Origin of the sequence: Chamaesiphon minutus PCC 6605 (assembly GCF_000317145.1) — a bacterium.
Taxonomy (GTDB): Bacteria; Cyanobacteriota; Cyanobacteriia; order Cyanobacteriales; family Chamaesiphonaceae; genus Chamaesiphon; species Chamaesiphon minutus.
Window position 1 is genome coordinate 4,195,496 of the sequence record NC_019697.1, and the last position, 25,578, is coordinate 4,221,073.

Annotated in this window: 24 protein-coding genes and 1 pseudogene; 12 read left to right on the plus strand and 13 right to left on the minus strand. The window is 44.8% G+C overall.

The window, feature by feature from the left end:
• The first annotated feature begins 138 nt into the window (after nt 1–138).
• Nucleotides 139–807: a Uma2 family endonuclease gene (locus tag CHA6605_RS19180; RefSeq protein WP_015161058.1), complete on the plus strand. Its 669-nt coding sequence runs from the start codon at nt 139–141 to the stop codon at nt 805–807.
• Nucleotides 808–845: 38 nt separating this feature from the next.
• Here the strand turns inward: CHA6605_RS19180 and CHA6605_RS19185 are convergent, their stop codons facing one another.
• The 3 genes and pseudogenes from CHA6605_RS19185 to CHA6605_RS37345 form a co-directional block, all read right to left on the minus strand.
• The gene (locus CHA6605_RS19185; protein WP_015161059.1) at nt 846–1,841 is read right to left on the minus strand and encodes a cysteine hydrolase family protein; all 996 of its coding nucleotides are present in this window, start codon (nt 1,839–1,841) and stop codon (nt 846–848) included.
• Nucleotides 1,842–1,977: 136 nt separating this feature from the next.
• Nucleotides 1,978–2,616, minus strand: coding sequence for an ABC transporter ATP-binding protein (locus CHA6605_RS37340; RefSeq protein ID WP_422678770.1), 639 nt, complete (start codon nt 2,614–2,616; stop codon nt 1,978–1,980).
• Nucleotides 2,614–3,240, minus strand: a pseudogene (locus CHA6605_RS37345) (ABC transporter ATP-binding protein); the annotation flags it as partial. The pseudogene CHA6605_RS37345 and the gene CHA6605_RS37340, both read right to left, overlap by 3 nt.
• A gap of 404 nt (nt 3,241–3,644) precedes the next feature.
• Here CHA6605_RS37345 and CHA6605_RS19195 point away from each other — a divergent pair.
• Entirely contained in the window at nt 3,645–4,568 is a 924-nt protein-coding gene (locus tag CHA6605_RS19195; RefSeq protein ID WP_232432103.1) for a DUF1517 domain-containing protein, read from the plus strand.
• A 136-nt stretch (nt 4,569–4,704) separates the two neighbouring features.
• On the opposite strand, the gene CHA6605_RS31835 is transcribed toward CHA6605_RS19195, so the two are convergent.
• Nucleotides 4,705–5,976, minus strand: a complete 1,272-nt coding sequence (locus CHA6605_RS31835) for a sensor histidine kinase (protein WP_015161062.1) — start codon at nt 5,974–5,976, stop codon at nt 4,705–4,707.
• 111 nt (nt 5,977–6,087) lie between these two features.
• Between CHA6605_RS31835 and CHA6605_RS19205 the strand changes: the two genes are divergently transcribed.
• The 7 genes from CHA6605_RS19205 to CHA6605_RS19235 all read left to right on the plus strand — a co-directional run bounded on the left by CHA6605_RS19205 (nt 6,088) and on the right by CHA6605_RS19235 (nt 13,711).
• Nucleotides 6,088–6,777: a HEAT repeat domain-containing protein gene (locus tag CHA6605_RS19205; protein WP_015161063.1), complete on the plus strand. Its 690-nt coding sequence runs from the start codon at nt 6,088–6,090 to the stop codon at nt 6,775–6,777.
• A gap of 152 nt (nt 6,778–6,929) precedes the next feature.
• Nucleotides 6,930–7,481, plus strand: a complete 552-nt coding sequence (locus tag CHA6605_RS19210) for a phycobiliprotein lyase (protein WP_015161064.1) — start codon at nt 6,930–6,932, stop codon at nt 7,479–7,481.
• Nucleotides 7,482–7,669: 188 nt separating this feature from the next.
• Nucleotides 7,670–8,731, plus strand: a complete 1,062-nt coding sequence (locus tag CHA6605_RS19215; protein ID WP_015161065.1) for a DUF3474 domain-containing protein — start codon at nt 7,670–7,672, stop codon at nt 8,729–8,731.
• Nucleotides 8,732–8,887: 156 nt separating this feature from the next.
• Nucleotides 8,888–9,445 carry a peroxiredoxin gene (locus CHA6605_RS19220; RefSeq protein WP_015161066.1) on the plus strand — a complete coding sequence of 186 codons (558 nt, stop codon included), beginning with the start codon at nt 8,888–8,890 and terminating at the stop codon, nt 9,443–9,445.
• Nucleotides 9,446–9,936: 491 nt separating this feature from the next.
• Nucleotides 9,937–11,274, plus strand: a complete 1,338-nt coding sequence (gene tftA / locus CHA6605_RS19225; protein ID WP_015161067.1) for a hormogonium tapered terminus morphoprotein TftA — start codon at nt 9,937–9,939, stop codon at nt 11,272–11,274.
• 567 nt (nt 11,275–11,841) lie between these two features.
• Nucleotides 11,842–13,146, plus strand: a complete 1,305-nt coding sequence (locus CHA6605_RS19230) for an HhoA/HhoB/HtrA family serine endopeptidase (RefSeq protein WP_015161068.1) — start codon at nt 11,842–11,844, stop codon at nt 13,144–13,146.
• A gap of 127 nt (nt 13,147–13,273) precedes the next feature.
• Complete coding sequence (locus tag CHA6605_RS19235; protein WP_015161069.1) at nt 13,274–13,711, plus strand: NADAR family protein; 438 nt, start codon at nt 13,274–13,276, stop codon at nt 13,709–13,711.
• Between the two features lie 4 nt (nt 13,712–13,715).
• On the opposite strand, the gene CHA6605_RS36280 is transcribed toward CHA6605_RS19235, so the two are convergent.
• Nucleotides 13,716–13,847 (minus strand): hypothetical protein, encoded by a 132-nt coding sequence (locus tag CHA6605_RS36280; protein WP_269744509.1) that lies wholly within the window; start codon nt 13,845–13,847, stop codon nt 13,716–13,718.
• 325 nt (nt 13,848–14,172) lie between these two features.
• Here CHA6605_RS36280 and CHA6605_RS19240 point away from each other — a divergent pair, with 325 nt between their 5' ends.
• Both CHA6605_RS19240 and CHA6605_RS19245 read left to right on the plus strand, forming a co-directional pair.
• The gene (locus tag CHA6605_RS19240) at nt 14,173–14,631 is read left to right on the plus strand and encodes a TspO/MBR family protein (RefSeq protein ID WP_015161070.1); all 459 of its coding nucleotides are present in this window, start codon (nt 14,173–14,175) and stop codon (nt 14,629–14,631) included.
• 102 nt (nt 14,632–14,733) lie between these two features.
• Nucleotides 14,734–15,222: a DUF4079 domain-containing protein gene (locus tag CHA6605_RS19245; protein WP_015161071.1), complete on the plus strand. Its 489-nt coding sequence runs from the start codon at nt 14,734–14,736 to the stop codon at nt 15,220–15,222.
• A gap of 146 nt (nt 15,223–15,368) precedes the next feature.
• On the opposite strand, the gene CHA6605_RS19250 is transcribed toward CHA6605_RS19245, so the two are convergent.
• The 4 genes from CHA6605_RS19250 to CHA6605_RS19265 form a co-directional block, all read right to left on the minus strand.
• Nucleotides 15,369–15,839 carry a phosphatase domain-containing putative toxin gene (locus CHA6605_RS19250; protein WP_015161072.1) on the minus strand — a complete coding sequence of 157 codons (471 nt, stop codon included), beginning with the start codon at nt 15,837–15,839 and terminating at the stop codon, nt 15,369–15,371.
• Between the two features lie 118 nt (nt 15,840–15,957).
• Complete coding sequence (locus tag CHA6605_RS19255; protein WP_015161073.1) at nt 15,958–17,016, minus strand: PstS family phosphate ABC transporter substrate-binding protein; 1,059 nt, start codon at nt 17,014–17,016, stop codon at nt 15,958–15,960.
• Between the two features lie 54 nt (nt 17,017–17,070).
• A complete protein-coding gene (gene arsJ / locus CHA6605_RS19260; protein ID WP_015161074.1) occupies nt 17,071–18,333 on the minus strand; it encodes an organoarsenical effux MFS transporter ArsJ in 1,263 nt (420 codons plus the stop codon).
• A 238-nt stretch (nt 18,334–18,571) separates the two neighbouring features.
• The gene (locus CHA6605_RS19265) at nt 18,572–19,585 is read right to left on the minus strand and encodes an ArsJ-associated glyceraldehyde-3-phosphate dehydrogenase (protein WP_015161075.1); all 1,014 of its coding nucleotides are present in this window, start codon (nt 19,583–19,585) and stop codon (nt 18,572–18,574) included.
• Nucleotides 19,586–19,698: 113 nt separating this feature from the next.
• On the opposite strand from CHA6605_RS19265, the gene CHA6605_RS19270 reads away from it, so the two are divergent.
• Nucleotides 19,699–20,031 (plus strand): ArsR/SmtB family transcription factor, encoded by a 333-nt coding sequence (locus tag CHA6605_RS19270; RefSeq protein ID WP_015161076.1) that lies wholly within the window; start codon nt 19,699–19,701, stop codon nt 20,029–20,031.
• 21 nt (nt 20,032–20,052) lie between these two features.
• On the opposite strand, the gene CHA6605_RS19275 is transcribed toward CHA6605_RS19270, so the two are convergent.
• The 4 genes from CHA6605_RS19275 to CHA6605_RS19290 all read right to left on the minus strand — a co-directional run bounded on the left by CHA6605_RS19275 (nt 20,053) and on the right by CHA6605_RS19290 (nt 25,553).
• Nucleotides 20,053–20,598: an MIP/aquaporin family protein gene (locus CHA6605_RS19275; protein ID WP_015161077.1), complete on the minus strand. Its 546-nt coding sequence runs from the start codon at nt 20,596–20,598 to the stop codon at nt 20,053–20,055.
• Nucleotides 20,599–20,698: 100 nt separating this feature from the next.
• Nucleotides 20,699–22,828, minus strand: coding sequence for a leucine-rich repeat domain-containing protein (locus CHA6605_RS19280; protein ID WP_015161078.1), 2,130 nt, complete (start codon nt 22,826–22,828; stop codon nt 20,699–20,701).
• 306 nt (nt 22,829–23,134) lie between these two features.
• A complete protein-coding gene (gene gatA / locus CHA6605_RS19285) occupies nt 23,135–24,583 on the minus strand; it encodes an Asp-tRNA(Asn)/Glu-tRNA(Gln) amidotransferase subunit GatA (RefSeq protein WP_015161079.1) in 1,449 nt (482 codons plus the stop codon).
• 124 nt (nt 24,584–24,707) lie between these two features.
• Entirely contained in the window at nt 24,708–25,553 is an 846-nt protein-coding gene (locus tag CHA6605_RS19290; protein WP_015161080.1) for a metallophosphoesterase, read from the minus strand.
• Nucleotides 25,554–25,578: the final 25 nt, after the last annotated feature.

The following is a 25,578-nucleotide window of genomic DNA, read 5'->3' on the forward strand; positions in this document are numbered from 1 at the left end:
CAAGACAGGGGGATTTACCCAGCGTAAACGAAGCAATTAGACTTTTCAGACATCCTCTAAGAAGTCGAGAATCTGGGGATCTAGTCAACGTAGTGATAACATGTCCATAATCGATCGCATCATCAGAGGTTATACCCTATGAATACTTCCGTTATCGTCGATCCTTCAGCTAAAATTAGCTCGTGGCGTCATGCCACTTGGAATGAATATTTAGAGCGTGTCGAAAACCTGAGCGAAAACGAACGTGTTTTCTTTAACTTAGATACAATTTGGATCGATATGGGTAATGAAGGTATTAACCACTCGCGCTTTAACGAACTATTCTCGCTGCTGTTGTTTGTCTGGTTCTCTAGGCAAAGTGATGTAAAATTCGATCTGCTGGGTGGTTGTGTAATAGAAAAACCTCAGACTCAAAGTGCTGCACCCGATAAGGTATTATATGTAGGTGGTAATTCGCCAAAATGGAAATCGGGTGAACCGCGCCGCGTGAATTTGGATCTATGGCGGGTACCAGATTTAGTAGCGGAGATTGCCGATACTACTTTGGCGATCGATTTAGATGAAAAGAAACAATTATATTTGGCTTTAGGGATTCCTGAATACTGGGTAATCGATGTTAAAGGCAAGCAAGTTTTGGCATTTAGATTAGTCGATCGCAAGTACGAACAATGTCCCGAATCATTAGTATTAACCGGACTCCCAATTGAGTTACTAGAACAAACTTTAGAGCGGATGGATAATGAAAATGGTAATGCAGCTTTATGGTTTGCAGCTCAAATTCAAAATCTGCCAATCGAGACAAAATAGGGTAATCGATCGATTGTCCCTACTCTAACTTATTCAAATTATAAATTGTCTGTCGATCGAATAATATTCATCCCCGCATCTGCAAACCTTTGGTATGCAGCTTCAGCGACATCTGTATAATCGATGATGCCAGGAATGACGACTGGAGAAGTGCAATCTGCTAATAAATATACTTTCCGTGCTAATTGTGGATCGATGGCGTTAATTTCTGTCAGTATATCGCTGACCGTCCACGCTACACAATGACTCTGTGCTTGTCCGGCAATAATTAACTTATCTGCTGCTAATAAATGTCGAATCAAACTATCGTCTTTAGTAGCAATTGTTTCGCCGAGTTGGTTTGTAAAAACTTCTGGAGCCAATGCTGAGTAATTTTCCGTCAAAGTGCGATTGCCTTTGATCGAGAACATCGCCTGACTATTTCTAGCAATCCCATGAAAAAAGATTGCCTCTTCTACAGCGGGTACCAGTGCGTGTCCGATCCCGCCTAACATGGCATGATACGGCCAAATTAGCAGCGGATATTTGCCCCCATCGCTTAACTGCTGCACGTAATGTAATGCGTATGCTTGGAGTTTTACGGCATCGTCACCAAATTTAGGATTGACTTGCCATTTACCCGCGCTGACATCTTCTGGCGTAATTGTCGTTACTGCTGGCGTAGGATGTTCGCCGTTCTTATCGAGCCAAAAACTCGGATGAAAAATCTGATGGAGATGATGGGTATCCATCGTAGCAATAATTTGGTCGATTTTACCTAAATTGCGATAGATAAACTCACACAATCGCACGTTATCCTCGATTGCGCCCCGACCGCTTCTACCCCCGACAAATAATTCAAATTCGGGCAAGCAAAAGGTATTCTGGACATCGATCGCCAACAGCTTGACATTGTTAGAGCCTTGATAAGTTGGGGTGAGTTGATGCTTTTGCGCCCAGGCTGTAGCCTCGATCGAGCGTTGCTGATACGGTACGCGCCAGACTTCCCCGACGCTAGCTGGCTGGAAGTGTGATGGCATCGGCAATCGTGTCATATATAGTAATTATATTTCTAACTTTAAATACAATTATAGTAATTATTACCATATATAGCAACCGATCGGGATTTGAGGATTAAAGGATTGACAGGATGAGACGATGGGTATTATCCACCCATCACCCATTACCCATCTACCCTCTAGCCCCTATCCTTAGTGCCAAACCAGTATCTGGATCGAACAGGTGAATTTTCTCTGTAGTTGGCGACAGCCAGACTTCTTCCCCAATTGTGACTATTTTATCGGGTGCGACCCTAACTTGAACTATGAGATCGACGCGATCGAGATCGAGAATCTGTACAGAAATATAAGTATCATTACCTAATGCTTCGACTGTTTCGATCGTCCCGCGAAAATTTTTGGTTGCGGGTAAACCCAAGGTAAAATGTTCGGGACGAATACCCATTAATAAAGGTTTGCCCACATAACCGTCGAGGATAGTTTCCCATTCTGCCGATAAGGTCATTCTAAATTGTTTATTGCCGATCGATAGTGGTAATTTTGCTTGTACGGGAATTAAATTCATCGGTGGCGAACCAATAAATTGAGCGACAAAAATATTCGCAGGATGATTGTATATTTCTAGTGGAGTCGCAACTTGTTGAATTTGTCCCTGATTCATTACGGCAATACGATCGCCCATAGTCATTGCTTCAGTTTGGTCATGAGTGACATAGATCGTCGTCGTACCTAATTGGCGTTGCAATTTAACGATTTGAGTGCGAGTTTCTGCTCGTAATTTGGCATCGAGATTAGATAATGGTTCATCCATTAAAAAGACTTTGGCATCGCGAGCGATCGCTCTTCCTAGTGCTACCCGCTGTTTTTGTCCGCCAGAAAGTTGTTTGGGAAAACGATCGAGCAAGCCCTCAATTTTGAGCATTTGGGCAACTTGTTTTACTTTTTTGGCAATAATTTTTTCCCGTCCTGAAATGTAACGCAAACCACGGGGAAATCCTCTAGTAATTTCGACTAAAAAGTTTTCGGCTTGTGGAGAAATCCGCCGCTCTTTTTTGGTGATAGTTGAGGAGCTAAAAGATTGACTCCGCCGTAGCCCAAAGGCAATATTGTCATACACCCGCATGTGTGGATAAAGCGCGTAACTCTGGAACACCATTGCGATATCTCGTTCCTTCGGCGGCAAATCATTTACTAGTGTTTCCCCGATCTGGATATTCCCAGCAGTAAGTGTCTCTAAGCCAGCAATTAGCCGCAACAGAGTACTTTTACCGCAGCCAGATGCACCAACTAACACCATGAATTCGCCATCGTTCACAGTCAAATTTATCCGCCGCAGAACGCTTTCTGGAACTGTAAGCTCTGGCGTTCCGGCTTTACCCCCTTTGGTGCCAGCAGGATAAATCTTATGGATATTTTCAAGAATAACTTGTGCCACGGTAGATTGCTGTCAATTACGCGAGAGTCTTTATCTTCCCACACTATTGAAGATATCGCAGCCGTGGACTTTGACTGATGAGCGGGGTCTTCTCATCACAAGCTAGTCAACAGTTAGGAGTTATTTGTGAGGTTAGGGAGTAGGGAGTAGAGGGATCGGGAAATAATGCCAGCATTTACACTCCTACCCTCTACCAACCACCAGCAACTTCTGCCACAAGAGGGGGGTAGCACATCGGTTATCTCTACATCAGTCAACATTTCTCCCTCCCGATCCCCCGCGTTAAACTTAAAGATATTCGGTAAGTAAAGACTTTCAACTGTCAAAGTCGTTACATTAAAAGAATAAATAAGCTTTTTTTACAGGTAGTTATGATTGACAAACTGCGCGCTCTCCTTAAACCTATGGTGAAGACCCTTGTAGCAGTCGGACTAGTCCTAACTCTCGTGTTTGCTCAGACTGGCGATGCTTTCGCCGCACGGAGTGGTGGACGCATTGGCGGTGGTTCTTTCCGCTCTCCCAGCCGAGGATATAGTTCTCCTGGGAATAGTTATCCCAGCCGTGGTGGTGGTGGTTATTACCCAGGTGGTGGTTTCTCGCCGTTCTTCTTTCTCCCGTTCATTGGCGGTGGCGGTGGTAGCCTCTTATCGCTATTCGTGATGATTGCCATTGGTGGATTCTTAGTCAATACTTTCCGTCGGGTAGCTGGTGGCGATAACTTTGAAGGTGATGTTTACAATCCCCAAGTTTCGATCGCACAAATTCAAGTCGGTTTACTGGCAGAAGCACGCAATGTCCAGTCTAAGCTAGACCAATTGGCAGAGACTGTCAATGCGGATACGGCCAGCGGCAGAATGTACCTTCTGCAAGAAACCAGCCTCGAGCTGCTCCGTCACCCTGAATACTGGACTTATGGTAAGACTGGCGTTCAACAAGCTAAACTCGATCGAGCAGAAGCCGTCTTCAATCAATTGTCCCTCAACGAACGCGGTAAGTTTACAACAGAAACCCTCAGCAATGTAAACAATCAGCTCCGTCAGGCTCAAACCAATGCGACACTCAATTCTACTGGTGAATTAGTCACAGTCGAGCAAGAGCAAGAACGCTCTGAGTACATTATCGTCACGCTATTAGTAGCTGCTACTCGTCCGCTCCAACTGCCTAAAATTAACGGGCAAGACGATTTGCGTCAAGCTCTCCAAACTCTTGGTAGTCTCGATGGCAGTGCCTTAGTCGCTGTCGAAGCCATCTGGACGCCCCAAGCCAATGGCGATGCGCTCACTACTGATGATATCCTCGCTCACTATCCCGATCTCAAACTAGTTTAATCGTTTTGTAGCTCGAACAGCCTCCCCAAGTGGGGAGGTTTTTTTGTGAGTTGATAGTGAATAATGGATAGTTGCTAATTCACTATCCACTATCCACAATTCACTATCCACTACGCTCTAATCTAAGCTGAAGATATTAACTCCTCAGTTCGACTGGTAACTTTACCGCAAACTCCGTCCAGCCTCCGGTACTAGCAAGCTGAATTTCACCATGTAATTGAGCGACTAACTTTTGAACTAAAGATAGTCCCAATCCACTACCACCTTGCTGCGATCGATCGCTACCCGGTATCCGATAAAATTGTTCAAAGATGTGTGGTAAATGTTGTGCGGATATTTCTGCCTGGTTTTTAAAAACGATCGCCATCCAGTCTGCCTGTGGATTGGCTTCGATCTCGACTAAGATCTGACCGTCTAAATCGGTATATTTACAAGCATTATTTAATAGCTCGATCGCAATTTTGGTCAGACAAGATCGATTTGTCATAATTGTTGGCAGCCATTGCGCCGGAGCAACAGTCAATTTTTGCCGATGTTTGTGAGCGCGATGGATGAAAGGTTCGATCGTCGTTGGCAACCAAGTAGCAATATCTACTACTTCGAGTTCGACTTTATCGCTCGATAGCTCTAATCTTTGTAGTTCTAAAGTCTTGTCGATCAAGTCTACTTCTCGATCGCATTCTTGCTCCAAGATTGCTAGATATTTTTCGGCACTGTGTCCCACCAATATTTCAGCCACGATCGGATCGTTATTAAGACTAGTCTTTAGCATTCGCATGGCCATTTTAATATTCATCAACGGCGCACGTAAATCATGAGCAATATTATTGATAAAATCATCTTTCTGCTGGCACCGCGATTCTAGTGTAGAAATCTTTTCGATTAACTCAGCTAGATCTGCTAATGGAGAGGAAGTAATGGGGATCGAGCTAGTTGTCATACTGACTTCTACTAACATATTTATCGCTGTTAATAGTTGTTGTCCCAATGCTTGTACCCAAGACAAATCTTGAGCAGTCCAGATACTATTGAGATTGCCTAACAAACAAATTCTGCCCCATAATTCACTAGTTGGTGGCAATTGTTGGGAATAAATATCTTCCGTACATCTAGCCTGTACGAGTAATGGAATAAATACATATCGATCGCAAATATTGATATTCATTACCGTAGTCATAGCGGTAAATTCAACAATCTCTCGATCGTGCAATCGTCGATCGATTTCTGCGGCTTTTTCTGGTTCCAGTCTCAATGTTAATTGACCGAGATCTGGCAACTGGGCGATCGTCAACCATTGATGTAGCTGGGGTTGATATTGTTGGATCGATACCCCATTTAAAACTAAAATTTCCTGAATTTGAGCAGCCGTAAGTTGACAGAGATAAGTTGAGTCGGTATGACTGAGCATGAATGGTTATCGGGGTTCCGTTGTCAAGTAGAGATCGGTGCGAGCGATCCGGCGATCCTGTCAATTGATAAAATTTGTTACAATATTAAAATAAAGTATGCGAAAAAGTATATGAGCGAGCAAAGTCCGGCAGAAACAGCATTACTGACACAACAGTTGGAGAGTCCAGATCTCCGAGACCGGATGGTGGCTTTGGCATCTTTGCGACACGTTCCTGCTGATGTGGCATTACCGTTAATTAAAAAAGTACTCAACGATGAAAGCTTACAACTGCGATCGATGGCAGTGTTTGCTTTAGGCGTCAAAGTCACACCAGAATCTTACCCGATTTTGATTGACATCCTTGCTAACGATCCAGATTATGGCATTCGCGCCGATGCCGCAGGTGCTCTCGGATACTTAGAAGATGTCCGCGCCTTTGAAGCACTTGTCAGGGCGTTTTATGAGGATACTGACTGGTTAGTGCGTTTTAGTGCGGCTGTATCGTTGGGCAATCTCAAAGATCCGCGTGCTTTCGACTTGCTCATGCGGGCATTGGATTCCCCAGAAATATTACTCCAACAAGCGGCCATTGCGGCATTAGGCGAGATTAAAGCTGTTTCGGCGGTCGATCGGTTAGTATTGTTTATTGACTCCGAAAACTGGATGGTACGCCAACGCTTGGCAGAAGCATTAGGACAATTACCCACCCCCAAAAGTATTTCTGCACTTAAATATCTTACCAAAGACAGCCACCCTCACGTATCGGCAGCAGCAATTATCTGTCTGCAACGCTTAGAAGATAAAGAGGATCCCAAGTAGAGGAGTTATACTAAGTTACTGGTAAAGCTCGATTTTACAAAATCGAGCTTTGTCTTTTTAAAGTGGAGGTAAATTAAGCTTTAATTTGGCCGTTGGTACAACTAACTACTACCCATCCACCCATCTACCCATCTATCCCCTATCCCCTCATCATGGATGTCCGCGAATTTTTTGAGTTGAGTGCTGGCAAATGGTTTTCGCAAAAAACCAGTCAACACCTAACTTTGAAACAGTCAGAACACGGTAAGTCCGATCTGATTATTGAAATTTTACCCACCGATAATCCACAAGCAGTTCAATTGTGCCAGCAAATAGGTATCGATCCTGGCTCGATTTGGGGTGGGATTAAATATACTTGGAAAGGTACGATTAGTTGGGACCCTCAGCCTCAAACTGCCGCTAATCAAAACGGTGAATCGATCGCGATCGCAGTAGCCGATTCGCCAGCAGCGAAGACTGGTAAGCTCTTTTACGCACCTAAATTATCATCTGCTGGTGCGGCTGCGTCAACGCCTCGATCGGTAAAATACACCCTCGGCGAAGATGAAGCACTCACTTTAGTGACACAGCAAGAAAATATCTCGATCGAAGAACGAGTTTGGTTTGAAAGCAACAATGTCAGACTGCGAACCACAATTGTCACTCAACCCAGCGGCGACTCCCTTGCGTCCTTCTATTCAGAAATTCGGATGGGAGGAGGTTAGGGGATAGTGGGGAGTTGGGAGTTGGTAGAGCAAGCTTTCTAACCCACTACCCATTCATCCACTCGTCCACCCATCCACCTATCCACTCCTCTGCCAAAATAACCGATCCCCGAAATTTCCCTGTTGCCAAAATTGTTGCAGAATGTAAAAATGCGGTTGGTCTATTATCAGGTAAATTTTAAAAATACGTGCAATCTAATTTAATCGAGCCGATCGTTCCAGACTCATCTGCATTCGAGCGAGAAAGGCTCCCTTTCACCATCCAAGATGTTCGAGCGGCGATCCCCAAGCATTGTTTTGAGCCTTCTACCTGGAAATCTTTATCTTATTTTTTCCGCGATGTCGTTATCGTAGCTGGACTGTACGCCATTGCTGCCAAGTTAGATTCTTGGTTCTTCTATCCCATCTTCTGGTTCATGCAAGCGACGATGTTTTGGGCATTATTCGTCATCGGACATGACTGCGGTCATGGTTCGTTTTCTCGCTACAAGTGGCTCAACAACTTAGTCGGACACATATCTCATTCTTTTATTTTAGTGCCTTATCACGGTTGGCGGATCAGCCACCGGACGCATCACAAAAATACCGGAAACATCGAAACTGACGAAAGTTGGTATCCCGTGACGGAAGGCAAATACGACGAAATGCAGTGGTGGGAAAAATTCCTGCGTTTCGATCTAACTTTATTACTCGCTTATCCTTTATATCTATTCCGTCGTTCTCCCGAACGTCCCGGTGGTTCGCACTTCCACCCTGCTAGTCCCCTCTTTCGCGAATCCGAAAAGTGGGATGTGATTACTAGCACGATCTGGTGTGCGGTGATGGTAGCTTTAGTTGCTGCGGGTACATTTACCTGGGGTTGGCTATGGCTGGTGAAGTTCTACTTAGTTCCTTATCTGGGTTTTGTGGTTTGGTTGGATTTAGTTACTTTCCTGCATCACACTGACGATGAAATCCCTTGGTACCGTGGCAAAGATTGGTATTTCCTCAAAGGTGCAATTTCGACGATCGATGTCGATTATGGCCTGATTAACAATATTCACCATGATATCGGCACTCACGTCGCTCACCACATCTTCTTAACAATCCCTCACTACCACCTCCTAGAGGCAACAGAGGCGATTAAACCCGTATTAGGTGAGTACTATCGTAAATCCAATCGCTCCATCTGGGCAGCCTTCTGGGATGCTAAGGAGAATTGTCATTACGTCTCAAATACTGGCTCGAATATTTATTATCGATCGAAGTAGAGGTTAGGCTTTAGGCTCTAGACTTTAGGCTTTAGTTAGAGGGTAGAGAGTCGAGGTTAGAGGGTAGGCAAGAAGGTTTTAGGCTTTAGGTTATAAAACTGTGTTCCACTCTCCCCCTCTCTCCCTCCCATCCACCCATCCACCCATCCACTCTCCATGTCTCGACGTTACTTTTTAACTAACTTATTAGCAGTTTGTGTCAGTGCAATCTTGTTGTGGGGAAATCTCGTACCTGCGGCACAGGCGATGGGAGGTAAATTACCAACAATAAATCAACCCGCACCAACATTTACATTGCCAACCAATACTGGCGCAGGCAAAGTCGCCTTGAGTGACTATGCTGGCAAGTGGCTAGTTTTATATTTTTACCCGAAAGATTTCACATCCGGTTGTACGTTAGAAGCGCGGAAATTTCAACAAGATTTGCCAAAATATCAGCAACATCAAACAGAAATTGTGGGCGTAAGTGCTGATTCGATCGATTCTCATGCCGAATTTTGCGATTCGGAAGGGTTAAAGTTTCCGCTTCTAGCCGATACCGACGGCCAAGTTAGCAAAGCCTACGGTTCGTGGATGGGCATTTATTCGATGCGGCACAGTTTTATTATCGATCCTCAAGGAATCTTGCGTGCGACTTTTACAGACGTCAATCCGATCGCGCATAGTCGGGAAGTATTAACCGAACTCGATCGACTTCAAGCCGCCAAAACATAAGTTTTTAATTGCCAATTCACTCTAACCAAAATTGTCAATCGACCGTAAAACTGGATTGGGTTTAGACAGAACAATCTTTATTTTCTTTCCCCACTCCCCGCTTTCCGAACTAACAACACACTGCATATTGCTAGCAAGTGCTGTAAAGAGTTATGTTCGCCGTAGCACTAAGAACTCATCTGCGACAAATAGCCGAAGTTGCTGCCAAAACCCGACCTAAATTCAGCCTTACGTCTGGAACGCTGTGGGAAGCAGCCAAATGCCCCTAGCAGATCGATCGCCTGACAGGTTACGATCGAATGCAGCAAAATATATATAAAATTTTATTAGTATCTGGCGATAAATAAGCCCGTACATAGCTTTAGCATGTGCGGGTCTAAAGCTGTAGCCAAGCTACAGTCAATCTATAACTAATATTCACAATCTTTAGATAGATCGATAGCAGATTTCCTGAGATACTTTAATACTAACTGGCAAGGAGCGTAATTTTTATGGGAAGGATTTTTATCTGTGCGATTTATGGTGGCTATGAAGGAGCGGCTAACGATCCAGAAACAAGTGGAACCGCGCCTAATGAAGCCAGAGAAATGGTCTTTCTCCGCGATTTAATCGTCCCAGAATTGCGCAATCGCAACTTTGAAGTCGTCGCCGTACCTGATTTCGAGCGTCCTGCACTGAGTATTGACTGGATCGATAGACGTGCCAAACCTGGTGATATTGCCTTAGGCATTCATGCCGATGCTTACGCTCATTCTCAAACCACCGGAGTGAGTACTTTTTATATTGCTAAAAACGGCGAACGTAAAAATCACGCCCAGATGCTATTGCTTGCTTTCTCCAGTCGCGTTCCCGATTTACCCAGTCGCGGTGCCAAACCCGATACAGTAACGGGTACGGGTAGTTTGGCTTTTTGTCGGCGATTGTCGATTCCATCGCTGTTGATGGAAATTGGCTTTAAAATCGATACTGAAGACCGCGAACGAACCAAAGCGTACCGCCGGGAAATCGCACTGGGAATTTCTGATGGCTTGGTTACCTGGAGTCGCGACGTGCAAATGCAAGCTACCAGCAACGATCGCACCGTACCCGTCCATCTTAAGGTTAATAACGAACCCTATCCCGAATGGGGGATCTCGATCGATGGTAACGTGTTTATCCCGATCGATCTAGCCGATAGATTGGGTGTCAATCTCGCGCTCAATCCGCAGATGCGCCGGATTCGCTATCGCGGCATCGTCTATCTTAAAGCGATCGAATTGCGAGATCTAAATATCTCGATCGTTTCCGAAATTGGGCGCACTTACAATATCCGTTCCCAACATTCTTTTAATGCTGATGAATTCGATCGAATTATGCGTGCGGGTCACACTACCGCGACTCATCTGAACGATTTCATCGCCGCGAATAATCCAGAAGCTCTAGTTGAGTTTCCCAAGCTTGCCGAAACATATGTCGAAGAAGCCAAAGCCGAAGGGGTAAATTACGATCTAGCCTTCGCGCAAATGTGCTTAGAAACCCGCTTTCTGACCTTTGGCGGTGCGATATTGCCAGAATTTAATAATTTTGCCAGTTTGGGTGACAGGCAGGCTGAATGGGCAAAATTCACCAATTTACGATTGGGTGTCCGCGCTCATATTCAACAACTCAAAGCTTATGCCAGCAATGATTTATTAGTGCAAGAATGTGTCGCACCTAGATTTGAATTAGTCAAACGAGGAGTTGCCCCGACGATGCGACAGTTAAACGGTCGTTGGTCGGCAGACGGGCAATATACAATTAAAATCGCCGCCATCCTCCGACGATTGTATGAAACCGCTGGGATTTTTTAGATTTAAACAATTGCTAATTAACTTAATTTGCTAGTTACTTGTGTGTAGAGGGTAGAGGGTCGGGGTAAAAATACTCGCCTTTTTCCCGATCTTGACTCTCGACTCTCTAGTCCTTAATTTCCCCAATAACTTATAACTAGCAACTGAGGTTGAATAGCTAAGATTGCCAACGCTCGGTAGGCAAACAGTAATCGATTGAGGTTGGGTAAATACTACTTCACTGGGACGATCCAACCGGGATTTTTTAGCTGTAGAATTGAAGTAAGCGAGTGCGGTATCGAGCTGCTGGCAACGAACAGCGGTACATCTGTTTGCCGTAGTCTGGTTGTCACAACCGTTTAACCATCGGCACGGTTAAAACCTCGATCGAACCTGTCCTTGTCACCCCAATCGCGCTTAAATTATCGATATTACTAGATACATGCAACAAACTTAACAATAGTGCGTCATTGATGACTAGCTAAACTTTTAAGATGTGTTTACTCCGGCGTCATCCGAGCGACTAAAAGTTCGGCACCGAGGCCAGTTAGCTGAGACTGCTACAAGAATTGTATAGGCGTGATTTGTATGTCAGAAAACCAAGAAAAATTACCCATTCAAGATCGTTCTCCAGACCAAGCTCCACTTGACAATCGGATCGCGCCAGCTAAAAGTACTGCTGTCAATAGATTGCGTCAAGGTAGTAAATATGTCTCGTTATTGTTGTTAAGTACCGTTGCTAGTTGTTCGTTCGGCTACCTAGCTGCGAAAGAACAATTACCCACGAGCATCGAATCACCAGCAGTAGCTAACTCACCTGTAGCCAGTAGCGGCAGCATCTTAGCTACGGCAAACAATAGTTTTATCACTCAGGTTGTCGATAAAGCAGGCCCTGCTGTAGTCAGAATCAATGCTTCGACTACCGTTAATACGCGTTCGGCAACAGATGGTAGCGACGATCCCCTATTCCGGCGATTTTTTGGTAATGGCTCCACTTCGCCAAATCGATCGACCGAGCGAGAAATCAGACAAGGCACGGGTTCGGGCTTTGTAATCGACAATAATGGGCGCATTATTACTAACGCACACGTTGTCTCTGGCGCATCGAGAGTAACCGTCACTCTCAGAGACGGACGCACGATCCCTGGCAGAGTCAGAGGACTCGATCTAGTCACCGATGTGGCAGTAATCGAAGTTGACCAAAAGAATCTGCCGAGTATCCCATTAGGTAACTCCGATCTTATTAAATCGGGCGAATGGGCGATCGCGATCGGTAATCCCCTTGGCTTGGATAATACTGTTACGGCAGGAATTATCAGCGGTACCGGGCGGACTAGTGCCGAAATTGGCGCGCGAGACAAGCGAGTCAACTATATTCAAACTGATGCGGCGATCAACCCTGGTAACTCTGGTGGACCGTTGCTCAATGCCGCAGGGCAAGTCATTGGCGTAAATACTGCCATCCTGCGCGGTACCCAAGGCTTGGGATTTGCGATCCCCATCAATACTGCCCAACGGATTGCCAGCCAACTGATTGCCAATGGCAAAGTCGAACATCCCTTCTTGGGCATCCAGATGATCGATCTGAATGCTCAGCTCAAAGAAGACATTAATAGCGATCCCAATGCCAATATCAAGCTCGATGTCGAGCAAGGATCGTTAATCGCACGAGTCGTTCGCAACTCGCCCGCAGCATCAGCCGGAATCCGATCTGGGGACGTCATTCAAAGTGTCAATGGCAAACCCGTCCAAAATTCTAATCAGGTGCAACAAGCGATCGAAAAGACGAAGATCGGTAGTAGCTTCCCCGTTCAAGTGCGTCGGAACGGACAGACTATTACACTAAATGTTACCCCTGTCGCCGCACCGCCAATTACCTCAGCACAAGAATAACCTCATTGCTAGAAATCTATATTTTTAGAAGCAGCGCACTTCAAGGTTAACTTGGAGTGCGTCTTGCTGCTAGAAGAGGGTAAACATTAGGCTTGCGCTTTCAATAAAGTCTACAATCTAAAATCAATTGACAATATACTTTTATAGCGATCGAGAGCAGCCATATGGTTGCTTTTCAAACTTTTCCAGACATGGCTTTGTCATGGACAAATTGTGGTGGACTACCACAGAACACTACTTCCAGGCCCAAAAATTTATCGGTACGCCCTACCTCGAACAAATTCGATCGGTTAATACGCCTAAAGATGCTGCCATCATCGGCAGAAAACGGAGTTTGCCCCTGCGCAGTGATTGGGAACAAGTTAAAGATGAAATTATGTACAGGGCGGTATTGTGTAAATTTCAAATTCACTTAGACATTCGCGAAATTCTACTCGCAACTGGCGACGAACCGATTGTTGAAAATGCCCCCAATGACTACTATTGGGGCTGCGGCAAAGACGGCACGGGTAAAAATCAACTCGGCTTGACTTTAATGCGAGTCAGAGCGATGTTAAGTATCTAGTAGTCTACGGCGTAAATAAGGTTACTATTTTGCGGGGAGCGGCGGCTCGCGTATCTGCTAAGGCAGAGGCTATGCCTACGGCAGGCTCCGCCAACGCCAACGTCGGCATAGCCGACGGTTTAGCGAGACGAGACAAGACAAGACAGGGAGCGGGGAAAGAAATGGTTGGTTAATTGCTGCCGCATAGTACTAGGCATAATTAAATCTAAGATATCGCGGAGGGTGGGCACTGCCCACCAGCTAGATTTCAGACAGTATCTATCTAATAAATAATTGCATTTGCCCACTTACTAATCGCTCGTCGCTCGTCGCTCTTAGAGCGGGTAACTCCCAACAAATAAGTTTCAGAAATTATCTATTTAATAAGTATGTTTACCTGCCTACTCAATCGATCGGCGATCGCCGATAATTGATACTTAATAAGTGAAAGCCTAAAATCTAAAATCTAACCCCCTAGTTTAATGATTAAATCTTGGCTGGTAATTGGCGTCGTTGCGATCTTAGTAGCATTCGGGCTGGGACGATTGAATACACCCGAAGGTTATCGCTGGTTCAATCGCCAGCGTCGCCCGCACTGGCTGACATTTGAGGGCTTAATTCCCGTAATTTGGACGGTAATTCTGATTTGTGGCGTTTGGTCGGCATACAATGCTTGGGAAGCCGCCGCCAGCCCACCGTGGGGACTGATGGCACTATATCTGCTCCTAGAGGTGGCAATTATGCTCTACACGCCCTCAATGTTTTGGTTTAAGAATCTTAGAGCGGGCACGATCGTGGGTGCCGCAGGTTGGGTGCTAGGGGTCATTCTGGCCATACTAGTCTACCCCGTCTCTACGATGGCTACCGTTCTCTTAATTCCCTACTTGCTCTGGAGTCCGATCGGTACTTATGTTACCTGGGTAATGGAAGGGTTAAACTGATTTGAGAGTTGAAACTTTGGCTCCGCTTTTCTATCCCGTACCCCCTATCCCCTAGTACAATAGCGATCGAAACAAATCTACACATAGGAGAGGATAGAGATCGTGGGCGAACAGTTATCACAATTATTAGAACCGATCGCGAGTCAATTTCGCGCGCTCTCACTCCCAGAACCGCTCACCCACTGGGGGCATCCATTCTTTATGAGCATCGTTATGTTTGCAATGGGTGGGTATGGTGCCTACGCTGGCTGGAAAGGCAGAATATTAACAGCTAGCGAGCCGCAAGCCGCGATCGAAAGTAAGACCGAGCATCGGAAAATTATGCCAGTCATGTTCGCATTTATGGCGATCGGTGCGACTGGCGGGGTCTTGTCTTTAGTCATTCAAAAACATGCCGTCATGTCCAGTCCTCACTTCTGGACGGCAACTGTGCTGTTAACTTTTCTGACAGTTAATGCCCTAATTGCTGGAACTGGATTCGGCGATAATAAGCCCGAATTTCGGAAGTTTCACGCGTATTTTGGCAGCACGATCCTAATACTCATGGTCGTTCATGCTTTGATGGGCTTGAAATTAGGCTTGTCGATTTAACTGGTTCATAACAAACAAAGGAGGTAGTGGCAATTGATGAATTGCCACTACCTCCGTTATTTTCGGCTCCATCTGTTTAAATCTAGATGACTACAGTGCGATCGCTCGATTTAAAGTTGCAATTAAGATCGGTGTTTCGATCGGATTTAAGAATTACTGTTTTCCGCAGCTAGAGAGTGCAAAAAGACTTTTTGAGCTAGTTCCAGCAACGCTTGTGAGTTCGCAGTTTCAATCGTTTGGATGGCATCTTCGTCAGAAGAACCATTCAAAATTAGATAAGCAGCGAGCATCGTGCCCGTTCGATGCAAGCCACCCGTGCAATGGACGGCAGTGCCCACACCTTGACGATGATATCGAGCGACAAAATCGATTAATTCTGCGACTTGCGATCGACTGGGCGAACTAGCAATCTGAATCGGCAGCCATAAGTAAGGAATATTTTCCCGATCGTACAACTCCAGGTTAGATTTGTCGTGCATTACTGAGACGATCGCCCCAATTCCCGACGCTTGTAATTCCCGTAATTCGGCTGCTGTTGGCTTCCGAACACCTGCTAGTTTGCCAGGAATTACCCACCATAAGTTCTTCACGATCGGCTCTGTTGATTGCTGCTCCATTGGTTTTAACTGCTGTCTGATGACAGGATGAGCGATCGAATGAATGTCTAAAAACTTAACTCGTTGGCGTAGCCTCTGTGCAAGAGAATCGCCCTAGATCTCTAAATTAAGTTAATAACTAATAAGCTGGTTTCTTGGGGAGTAAATCTGAAATTTTAGAGTCAATTCTGGCTTTGCCAGAAAATACCGTACCTGTTTTACCGCGATTGAAGTTAACATAATTAATATCTCTAACTGCATTCGGCAGAGGAACATATCCTACAGAATCAGCCACTCTAGAGACTCGATTGATATATAGTGTTACAAATTTAGCTAGTAACTGTCTATTGGAACTAGAACGCAGATTGACATAAATAAATAGCGGTCTAGAAAGTGGTCGATATTGGTTTTTCTCTACAGTTTGGGTTGATGGTAAGATTGCACCTTTACCGTTATCGACTGCTAATAGTTTTAACTTACTTTGGTTTTCTTGGTAGTAAGCATAACCAAAATAACCCAAAGCATTTGGATCTTTACTAATTCCTTCTACCAAGGCTTCGTCATCTTCACTAGGGGTATAGTCTTTGCGGCTAGATTTCGATTTCCCTACGATTGCTTCGGTAAAATAATCGAAAGTACCAGACTTGTCACCCGCGCCAAATAGCTTCAAAGGTCGATCGGGCCAAGAGGGACGCACTTGGTTCCAGCGCATAATTTTACCCTGCGCTGCAGGCTCCCAGAGCTTTTTCAGCTCGGCGACAGTAATATCTTTTGCCCAATCATTTTGGGGATTGATGGCGATCGTCAGTGCATCAAAAGCAATCGGAAACTCCATGTATCTCACCCCATTTTTCTTGCAAGTTTCCATCTCTGCTAGCAAAATTGGTCGAGAAGCATTACTAATATCTGTTTTACCATTACAGAATTTTTCAAACCCGCCTGTCGTACCAGAAACTTTAACTTCAACCTGCCCCTTATTGCTGGGATCTGCTTGAAACAGCTTGACGATCGCCTGAGTAATCGGATACACCGTACTCGAACCATCAATCCTAATTGCTGGTGTCGTGGTTTTTCCGGCATCTCCCGCAGTCCCTTGTGCCATTTGGTGTTGGGCTGATGTATTTGCTGTGGCGAGCGAACTGACTACCAGAACTATGGTGCCTAATACTACTAGAAATCTATTCACTGTTGCGTTCATTATATTCGGTTCCTTGTCGATTCTCAAATATATATGTTTGTCATTTGTCAAAAATCAATCACCGTCGCCAGCCTTCCAAGCGATCGCCTTACTGGGCTGCGGATCGGGTAACTTCAGCGTCACCAATGCTGCTGAAAGTACAAAGAATGCTGATGTCCACAGGCAACCCACCAGCCCATAAAACTGATAAACTAGCCCCGATAATACCGTCCCTGCTAACCGACCGCCAGAGTTTGCCATGTAGTAAAAGCCAACATTCAACGCCACCTTGTCATCGTCGGTAAATGCTAATACCAAGTAGGAGTGAACAGCCGAGTTAAAGGCAAATACCACACCAAAAATACACAGTCCGCCAACAATGGCAAGATTCGGCGGGACATTTAATTGGAGCGCAATCGCGATCGCGACTGGCACTCCAACTAGCGTAAATGTCCAAAATTGAATCGTCTTCGAGCCAGGTGGCTGGCCCGATCCAAACCGTTTCAATAGGGCTGGTGCCGAAAATTGAATGATGCCGTAACCAATTACCCAACAAGCCAAGAAACCGCCTACTTGAGCGAAAGACCAGCCTAACTGTCCCCGCAAAAAGACTGGCAAACCCACCACAAACCAGACATCTCTGGAGCCAAACAAAAAGAATCGGGCAGCCGAGAGAATATTGATTTCACGGCTCTTGGAGAAGAGTTGGCTAAATTTAACCTTTTTCTTGATTTTGCCTATCCCTTTGGGCAGCAATAGCCCAGAGAACATGATTACAGCAAGTCCACCTGCCATAATCCACAAGGCATGAATAAAACCAACCGCAGTCAGTAAGGCACCACCAACAAAGAAACCAGCCCCCTTGAGCGCGTTCTTGGAACCCGTCAGCACTGCCACCCATTTGAACAGCGATGACTGAGCATCTTGAGGTACTACCAACCGAATTGCGCTCTTCGAACTCATCTTAGTCAAGTCTTTAGCAATCCCCGAAAATGCTTGAGCAACCATCACATACGGGACGGCAATCCATAGCGACCAGCTTGGATTGAGGAAAGATAGAATGACCAGCGAAATTACCTGTAGTCCGATCCCTGTATACAGCGTCACTTTCAGGCCAAACTGAGAGCCAATCCAACCGCCCAAAAAGTTGGTAACTACACCGAAGACTTCGTAGAACAGAAACAAAGAAGCTATTTGAATTGGGGTATAGCCAATGTTATAAAAGTAGAGCAGCACCAGCATTCGCAAGGCACCATCAGTAATGGTGAAGCCCCAGTAAGCTAATGTCACCAGCGCATAGTTCTTGAAATTGGCACTGGAAGCTGTAGTAGAATCCATGACTGCATAAGGAAGGAATAAGGGGATAATCTAATACTTAGGAATGAGAATTAAATAACTTGCGTCGGTTGGGTAGCGGATGCGCCCCGGTCGGGAAACCTGACCATGGCAGCGATTTGCACGCGCACTTGTTTCTTGACGGTTAGGCAAATTAAGATAGCGCACCAAGCAGAGTAGAGCCAAACCCACAGCTCTAGAGATGTTGGGCTTCGCTTCGCTTTACTCAACCTAAATGATTCTAATCCATACTCAGAGCCACCTTCCGGGCGAGTTCGACCATCCGGTTGGCATAGCCCCACTCATTGTCATACCAAGCTAAGATTTTCACTTGAGTCTCATTGATTACCATCGTCGAGAGCGCATCGATAATCCCAGAGCGAGGGTCGTCTTTATAATCGATCGAGACTAAAGGGCGTTCCTCATAGCCTAAAATACCTTGGAGCGGTTCCTGTTCGGCAGCAGTTTTGAGTAGTTGATTGACTTCGGCGATAGTGGTCGATCGCATGACTTCAAATACACAATCTGTGAGCGAAGCGTTGAGTAAAGGCACACGCACCGCTAGACCATTGAGTTTGCCATTCAGTTCGGGATAAATTAAGCCGATCGCGGTTGCCGATCCGGTAGAGGTGGGAATCAAGGATAAACTGGTAGCTCTAGCCCGACGCAAATCTTTATGGGGCGCATCGACGATCGTTTGTGTATTGGTATTGTCATGGATAGTAGTAATTACTCCATGCTTAATCCCCAAACCTTCATGAATTACCTTGACGACTGGAGCCAAGCAATTAGTAGTACAAGAAGCGGCTGTTAGCAGATGATGTTTATCCGGCTCGTAAAGCCCATCATTGACTCCCATGACGATATTCAGGGCTTCTTGCTTCACCGGAGCAGCTACAATTACCTTCCGGACACCACCCTTAAAATAAGGATCGAGAGTTGCGGGAGTTCTAAATTTACCAGAGCATTCTAGTACTAGATCGACACCCAAATCTTGCCAAGGAACATCTCCAGGTTGAGCATGTTCGCTAAAAGTTAGGGGTTTAGCGTCAATCAAGACTTTCCCGTTCTCAGCCTCTACGTCTGGTGCCCAACGTCCGTGGACAGAATCAAACTTGAGTAAGTGCGCAGCAGCTTCAGCTCCACCTTTGACCTCATTAATATGCACGAATTCTATTTCTGGCCACTCCCACGCTGCCCGCAAATCTAGCCGTCCAATCCGTCCAAATCCATTGATACCTACCCGTACTGTCATTTAGTTTTCCTCTCTCGAAATTCTAATTTTTAAATACTTATATTCATATCAATATATATTGACAATCATCGATATAATATCAACTCACATCGATTTATGTCAATATAGAAATTATGAAATCTTTAAAAACGCCGCCAATTTTTTGTTGTCCACCTTTGTTAGCAGGTCGTCTAACCGAAACAGAAGCAGCTAGTGCCGCAGTTTTGTTTCGAGTATTAGGCGAACCAGCACGGCTTCAGTTGTTGAGTTTAATTGCTGCCCAGCCAAGTGGAGAGGTGTGTGCTTGCGAATTGGTAGAATCCCTCGGACTGTCGCAGCCCACAGTCAGCCATCACCTCAAAGTCATGTATGAAGCAGGTTTATTACAAAAAGAGCGGCGCGGCACCTGGATCTACTATCGAATCGTCCAATCACAATTAGTATCCTTGCGATCGGTACTGACTTAGAGATCTGGGAAATTTGGAAGTTTATTTAACTTTATTGAGTTCCGCTTTTGCTTTAGCTACTAAAGCATCATCTAGGGGTGGATAGCCCAGATCGTTGGCTGAAGCCTTCCCTGTCGTCAATGCCCACTCAACCGCTGCTTTTAATGCTGTTGTCTTGGTGGTATCTTTAGGCTGTGGGTATACTGTCTCTAGAATTAAGGATTGCAACCAGTTTCCGTCGCGCGGCATCGTCGCGCCAAGATTGCCCACTGCGCCTAGAGAGAGTCGCAAGAGCAGAGAAGCCGCGATCGCGCCTAGTACTTGTGCCAAAACACAGGGCAACACTAAATTACGCCGAAAAAAACCACTGCGCCAAAAAGCTAAAGTCACTGCTGGATTGAAATGTGCGCCGCTAATATGACCAAGGCTATAGATTAACGCCGTTACCACCGCGCCAAACACAATGCTGATGCCCAGATGGGTAACGGCACCATTGCTGAGTTTATCGACCATCACGGCTCCCGTGCCAGCAAATATCAACACGAAGGTGCCAATGAATTCTGCTAACAATTCACGAGAGTGCTGCATAGGTATATCGACGTATATCGATATTGACGGACAACGGTATTTTATCAACCTATATCGATTTGTGTCAATATAGATTTTATCAGAGGGGGTCGCTCGCCATCTAAGTTTGCACAGTAAATTGGTCGGGGTGTATTCCCCAATTTATCCACACGATCGCATCTTGTGCGCTAGTCATTTGCGGGGGTACACGCAGAATATGAATACTGCCTGTAGAGGGACAAGTCATTTTAAGTAATAGCATTGGCTCCGATACAGTTTGGCGTAAAGTTCGATCGTAGAATCTTTCTATATCACCAATCTTTAGTAATGTATATTCCCGCCATCGATCGATTTCGATTGCACCTAATTCCTGACAAATTTTCTCGTAACCTACCTGCTGAATCAGTACGCGCTTGATTTCCGCATTATTTTCCTCTAAGAGCCATTCAGGTTTCCAATCACTAACTTTTGTCCAGTAGCGACGGGGGAGAAAGACCCGTAACCAATGTACAGTTAGATTTGGTATAGTTTGGAGCACAGACAAGTCGGTTAGATCGGTTAATGGATTTTTTGTTAGATTAAGTGTCTTTAAGTTAGTAATATTTCCGATATTCTTCGGGATATCAGTTAGCAAATTATTTGTACAATCTAGACTATTTAAATTCACTAAATTTCCAATACTCTCCGGTAAACATCTAAGTCTGTTATTCCGAATTTTCAGACTTTGTAGATTGGCTGCTAAATTTCCAATACTCTCAGGCAAGCATCTAAGTCTATTATTCCAAATCTTGAGCTTTTTCAAATTCGTGAGATTACCCATACCTTCGGGTAGAAGCTTAATGTAATTTCTTTGCAAGTATAAATGAGATATACTTTGTAGATTGCTGATAGTTTCCGGCAAACAAGTTAATCTATTTTTATACAGATCTAGCTTTTCAATATTATGTAGATTACCAATTGTATCTGGTAACTCACTAATTTGATTGCGCCCTAAATCTAGTATGGATAAACTTGTAAGATTGCCAATACTATCTGGTAATTTTTCAAGGTTGTTTTTCCACAAGTACAACTCTTTTAACTTTTTTAAATTGCCAATATCATCTGGCAATCTATTAATGTTATTGCCATTAAGATTTAGTTTTCTCAGATTGACAAGATTGCCAAAGTTTTTAGTTAAGTCTACGATCTTATTATTGATTAATTGCAGACAACTTAATTTAGTTAATTTTCCAATATTCTCTGGTAATGAGGTCAAGCAATTGTTGCCTAAATGCAATTCATTTAACATTTTTAAATTACCAATACCATCAAATAATATGTCGACTTTATTGTTCGATAGATTCAGATAGTTTAGATTTATTAGCTTGCCAATGCTCTCGCTTCTATTTCTTAATAACTTATTACTGTATAGGTTAAGATATGTTAGATTAACAAGATGTTCGATACTTATTGGTAAAATCGCAATGTTATTGCATTTTAAATTTAACCAAACTAAATTTTTCAATAGTCCGATACTTTCTGGTAAACTATTAAGTCGATTATGACTTAAATCTAAATGAGTTAATTTACTTAAGTTACCTATGCTTTCTGGTATCGTAACTATCGAACTAGAATTTATATATAAATGGGTTAAATTACTCTGTGCTCCAAGTTGTTCGATCGTTTTAAAGATCGAACTCTGACCGCTCCCCCATAATTGGATATGAGTTAAGTTTTTTAAGCTGCCAATTGCAGTTGGGATTTGTTGAAGTTGACTGCACCAGGATAAATTCAGATGTTTTAGTCGATCTAAATTACCAATACTTTCTGGTAAAGTTGTGATGACACCAGCCGAGAGATTTAAATAGGTTAATTTACTTAGATTTCCGATACTATCTGGCAACTCAGCTAATTTGGTAGCATGACTTAGATTTAAATGAGTTAAATTAGATAGATCGCCAATACTGGTCGGTAATATTTCGATTAGATTCCAAGTAAGATCTAGCTCCTTTAGATTGGATAAATTACCAATACTTTCTGGCAACCTAGCAATTTTAGTATTTCTTACATAAAGTCGAGTCAACTTAGATAGATTGCCAATACTCTCCGGCAAACTAGTAAGCGAAAACCATGTGATGTGTAGCTCGGTTAGATCTGTAAGATCGCCAATAGTGTCTGGTAAAAATGTGAGCTGATTAACACCTAGCCGTAAAATAGACCAGCGTTCACGCTTAGCGGTGGCAATGATATCTTCTAGTTCGGATAATTGCATAACGAATTTATGGAGCAGCGATCGATGATGAGCCAATATGGTTCGGTTAAGCAAAGATATTAGTCCGCGTAGGCGGACTTTGCATCACTAGCGGTGGTTTGCGTCGCGCGCTCGTCGGGTCTCCCGACGGTTTAGCGCGAAAAGACACAACCGCTGACTAACTGCATACCTAGTTAGATTTATTTATCCCTGTTAGCCTCCTAGACTGCCTACACTAAGAGAATCTTCATAAAAGATTGACTCAGTGCAGGTACAAGAAACCCAGACATCATTCTGATGTCTGAATTTGGTAATGTTGAAATGACTCTATAAACTAGGAGATCGCTTATACCATTCATTTGTCTGCTCGTAAACGTGAGCGACTTGCAGCAAGAGATCCTCGCGTAATACATTACTGAGCAACTGCAAACCGATCGGCATTCCCTTATCGTCGAAACCACAGGGGATACTAATTCCAGGCAATCCAGCGAGATTGACGGGGATAGTCATCAAGTCAGAGAGATACATGCTCAAGGGGTCGGCAGTTTTTTCGCCAGCTTTAAAAGCCGTCGTCGGGGCGGTAGGGGTAATTAAAATATCTACCTCACTAAAGGCTACTTCAAAGTCCTCTTTAATTAGCGTTCGTACCTTTTGAGCTTTGAGGTAGTAGGCATCGTAATAACCAGCCGAAAGCGCGTAGGTACCCAGCATAATCCGTCGTTTGACTTCGGCACCAAATCCAGCAGCCCTAGTTTGTGTATACATGGACATCAGATTGTCAGCTTCGGCTCTAAATCCATATTTGACGCCATCATAGCGAGCTAGGTTTGCCGAGGCTTCGGAAGGAGCGATCACATAATAGGTGGGTAAACCGTAGCGGAAACGCGGACAGGAAATTTCTCGAACTTCGGCACCCAAAGCGCGAAAATGCTCGATCGCTTGATGGACGGATTCGGCAACTTGCGGATCTAAACCTTCGCCAAAAGTTTCGGTAATGACGCCGATTTTAAGACCCTTTGGTAAGTCTGGGGTCAATAGTTGGGAATACTTGGGAATCTCAATCTTTAGGCTGGTGGAATCTTTAGGATCGTAACCCGCGATCGCTTCCAATAGTATGGCTGCATCTTCTACCGTCCGCGCAAATGGCCCAATTTGATCGAGCGAGGAGGCATAAGCCACCAGTCCGAATCTCGATACCAATCCATAGGTCGGTTTTAGACCCACCACGCCACAAAAAGCCGCAGGTTGACGAATCGAACCGCCAGTATCGGAACCGAGCGATACAACGCATTCTGAACCCGATACAGCCGCAGCCGAACCACCTGAAGATCCGCCCGGTACGCGTTCTAGATCCCAAGGATTGGCGGTGACTTGGTAGGCAGAGTTTTCGGTAGAACTACCCATCGCAAATTCATCGAGGTTAGTTTTGCCCAAGGATACCGCGCCTAAATCTTGCAGCTTTTGGGTGACAGTAGACTCATAAGGCGGTATGAAGCCAGCGAGAATTTTGGAACCGCAGGTAGTCACGATGCCTTGGGTACACATGTTATCCTTGAGTGCGATCGGAATACCCGCTAGGAGGGGAATTTGTTCACCTGCGGCAATTTTGGCGTCTACCGATCGTGCCTGTGCCAGAGCTTGTGTCGGTGTGGTACATAAGAAACTCCGCAGTTTAGGTTCGAGTTGCTCGACTCGCGCGATCGCTTCGGTGGCGATTTCTACTGCCGATCGTTCTTTGGTAACAAGCTGGTGGTGCAACTCACGAATAGATGCCATGTGGATTAGGTGTTAGGAGTTAGGTGTTAGGCTTTAGGGCGTTAGAGAAGACGCAAGCGTTATTTAGACTAACATCTAAAGACTAACATTTATAGCCTAAAGCCTAAAGCCTAAAACCTAAAGCCTAGCTTGCAACTAGACTAAATACCGAAATTTCTGGACGACAGTTAAATCGGGAATAGACTTTGATCGTGCCGATGCCGCGATTGGTGTACTGAGTCATGTCGCCAACTTGATATCGTCCTATGGGATATTTACGAGCGAGATCTGGCACGTAGCCATCATAGAAGGGCAAGCGAATTTGTCCGCCGTGGGAGTGTCCCGATAGCTGGAGTCCAAATCGTCTAGTTGCAGCAACTTCATCGGCAAAATCTGGCTCGTGAGCGAGCATAATTGCCGCTCCAGTAGCGGGTAATTGCTTCAAGACTCGATCGAGATCGTCTTGTTTGAAGAAGACATCACCTACCCCAGCGATGTGTAATGTAGCTTGCTGGCGATGTATGGTATGGATAGTATTTTCGAGCAAGGTAACCCCAGCTTTGGCGATCGCCTGACGAACTGGTTTCGCGTCGTTAAATACGTCATGATTGCCCAGTACCGACAGCGTAATATCGCGCGGGCGCAACTTGGTGAGCGTGTCTAATAAATCCACATGCTGTCTGGGCAAACGGCTGACGAGATCGCCTGTAATTACTACCAAATCTGGATTTTGCTCGTTGACAAGCGTGACTACTTTTTCTAGCTGGGCGCGATCGATCCCATCGCCAGCATGGAGATCGCTGATTTGGACGATCCGATAACCATTAAAGGCACGATCTAATTGAGGTAACTCGATCTGAGTTTCGGTGATTTCCAGCCAATTGGGTTCGATTTTGTGGGCATAAACACTGACAGAAAATACCAGCATACAGCCCACCAACAGAACTTTAATGGCTCTAACTACTAGAAACTTAAATTTAAATTTAGGCACGAGGGAATGAGGTTTTAGGCTTTAG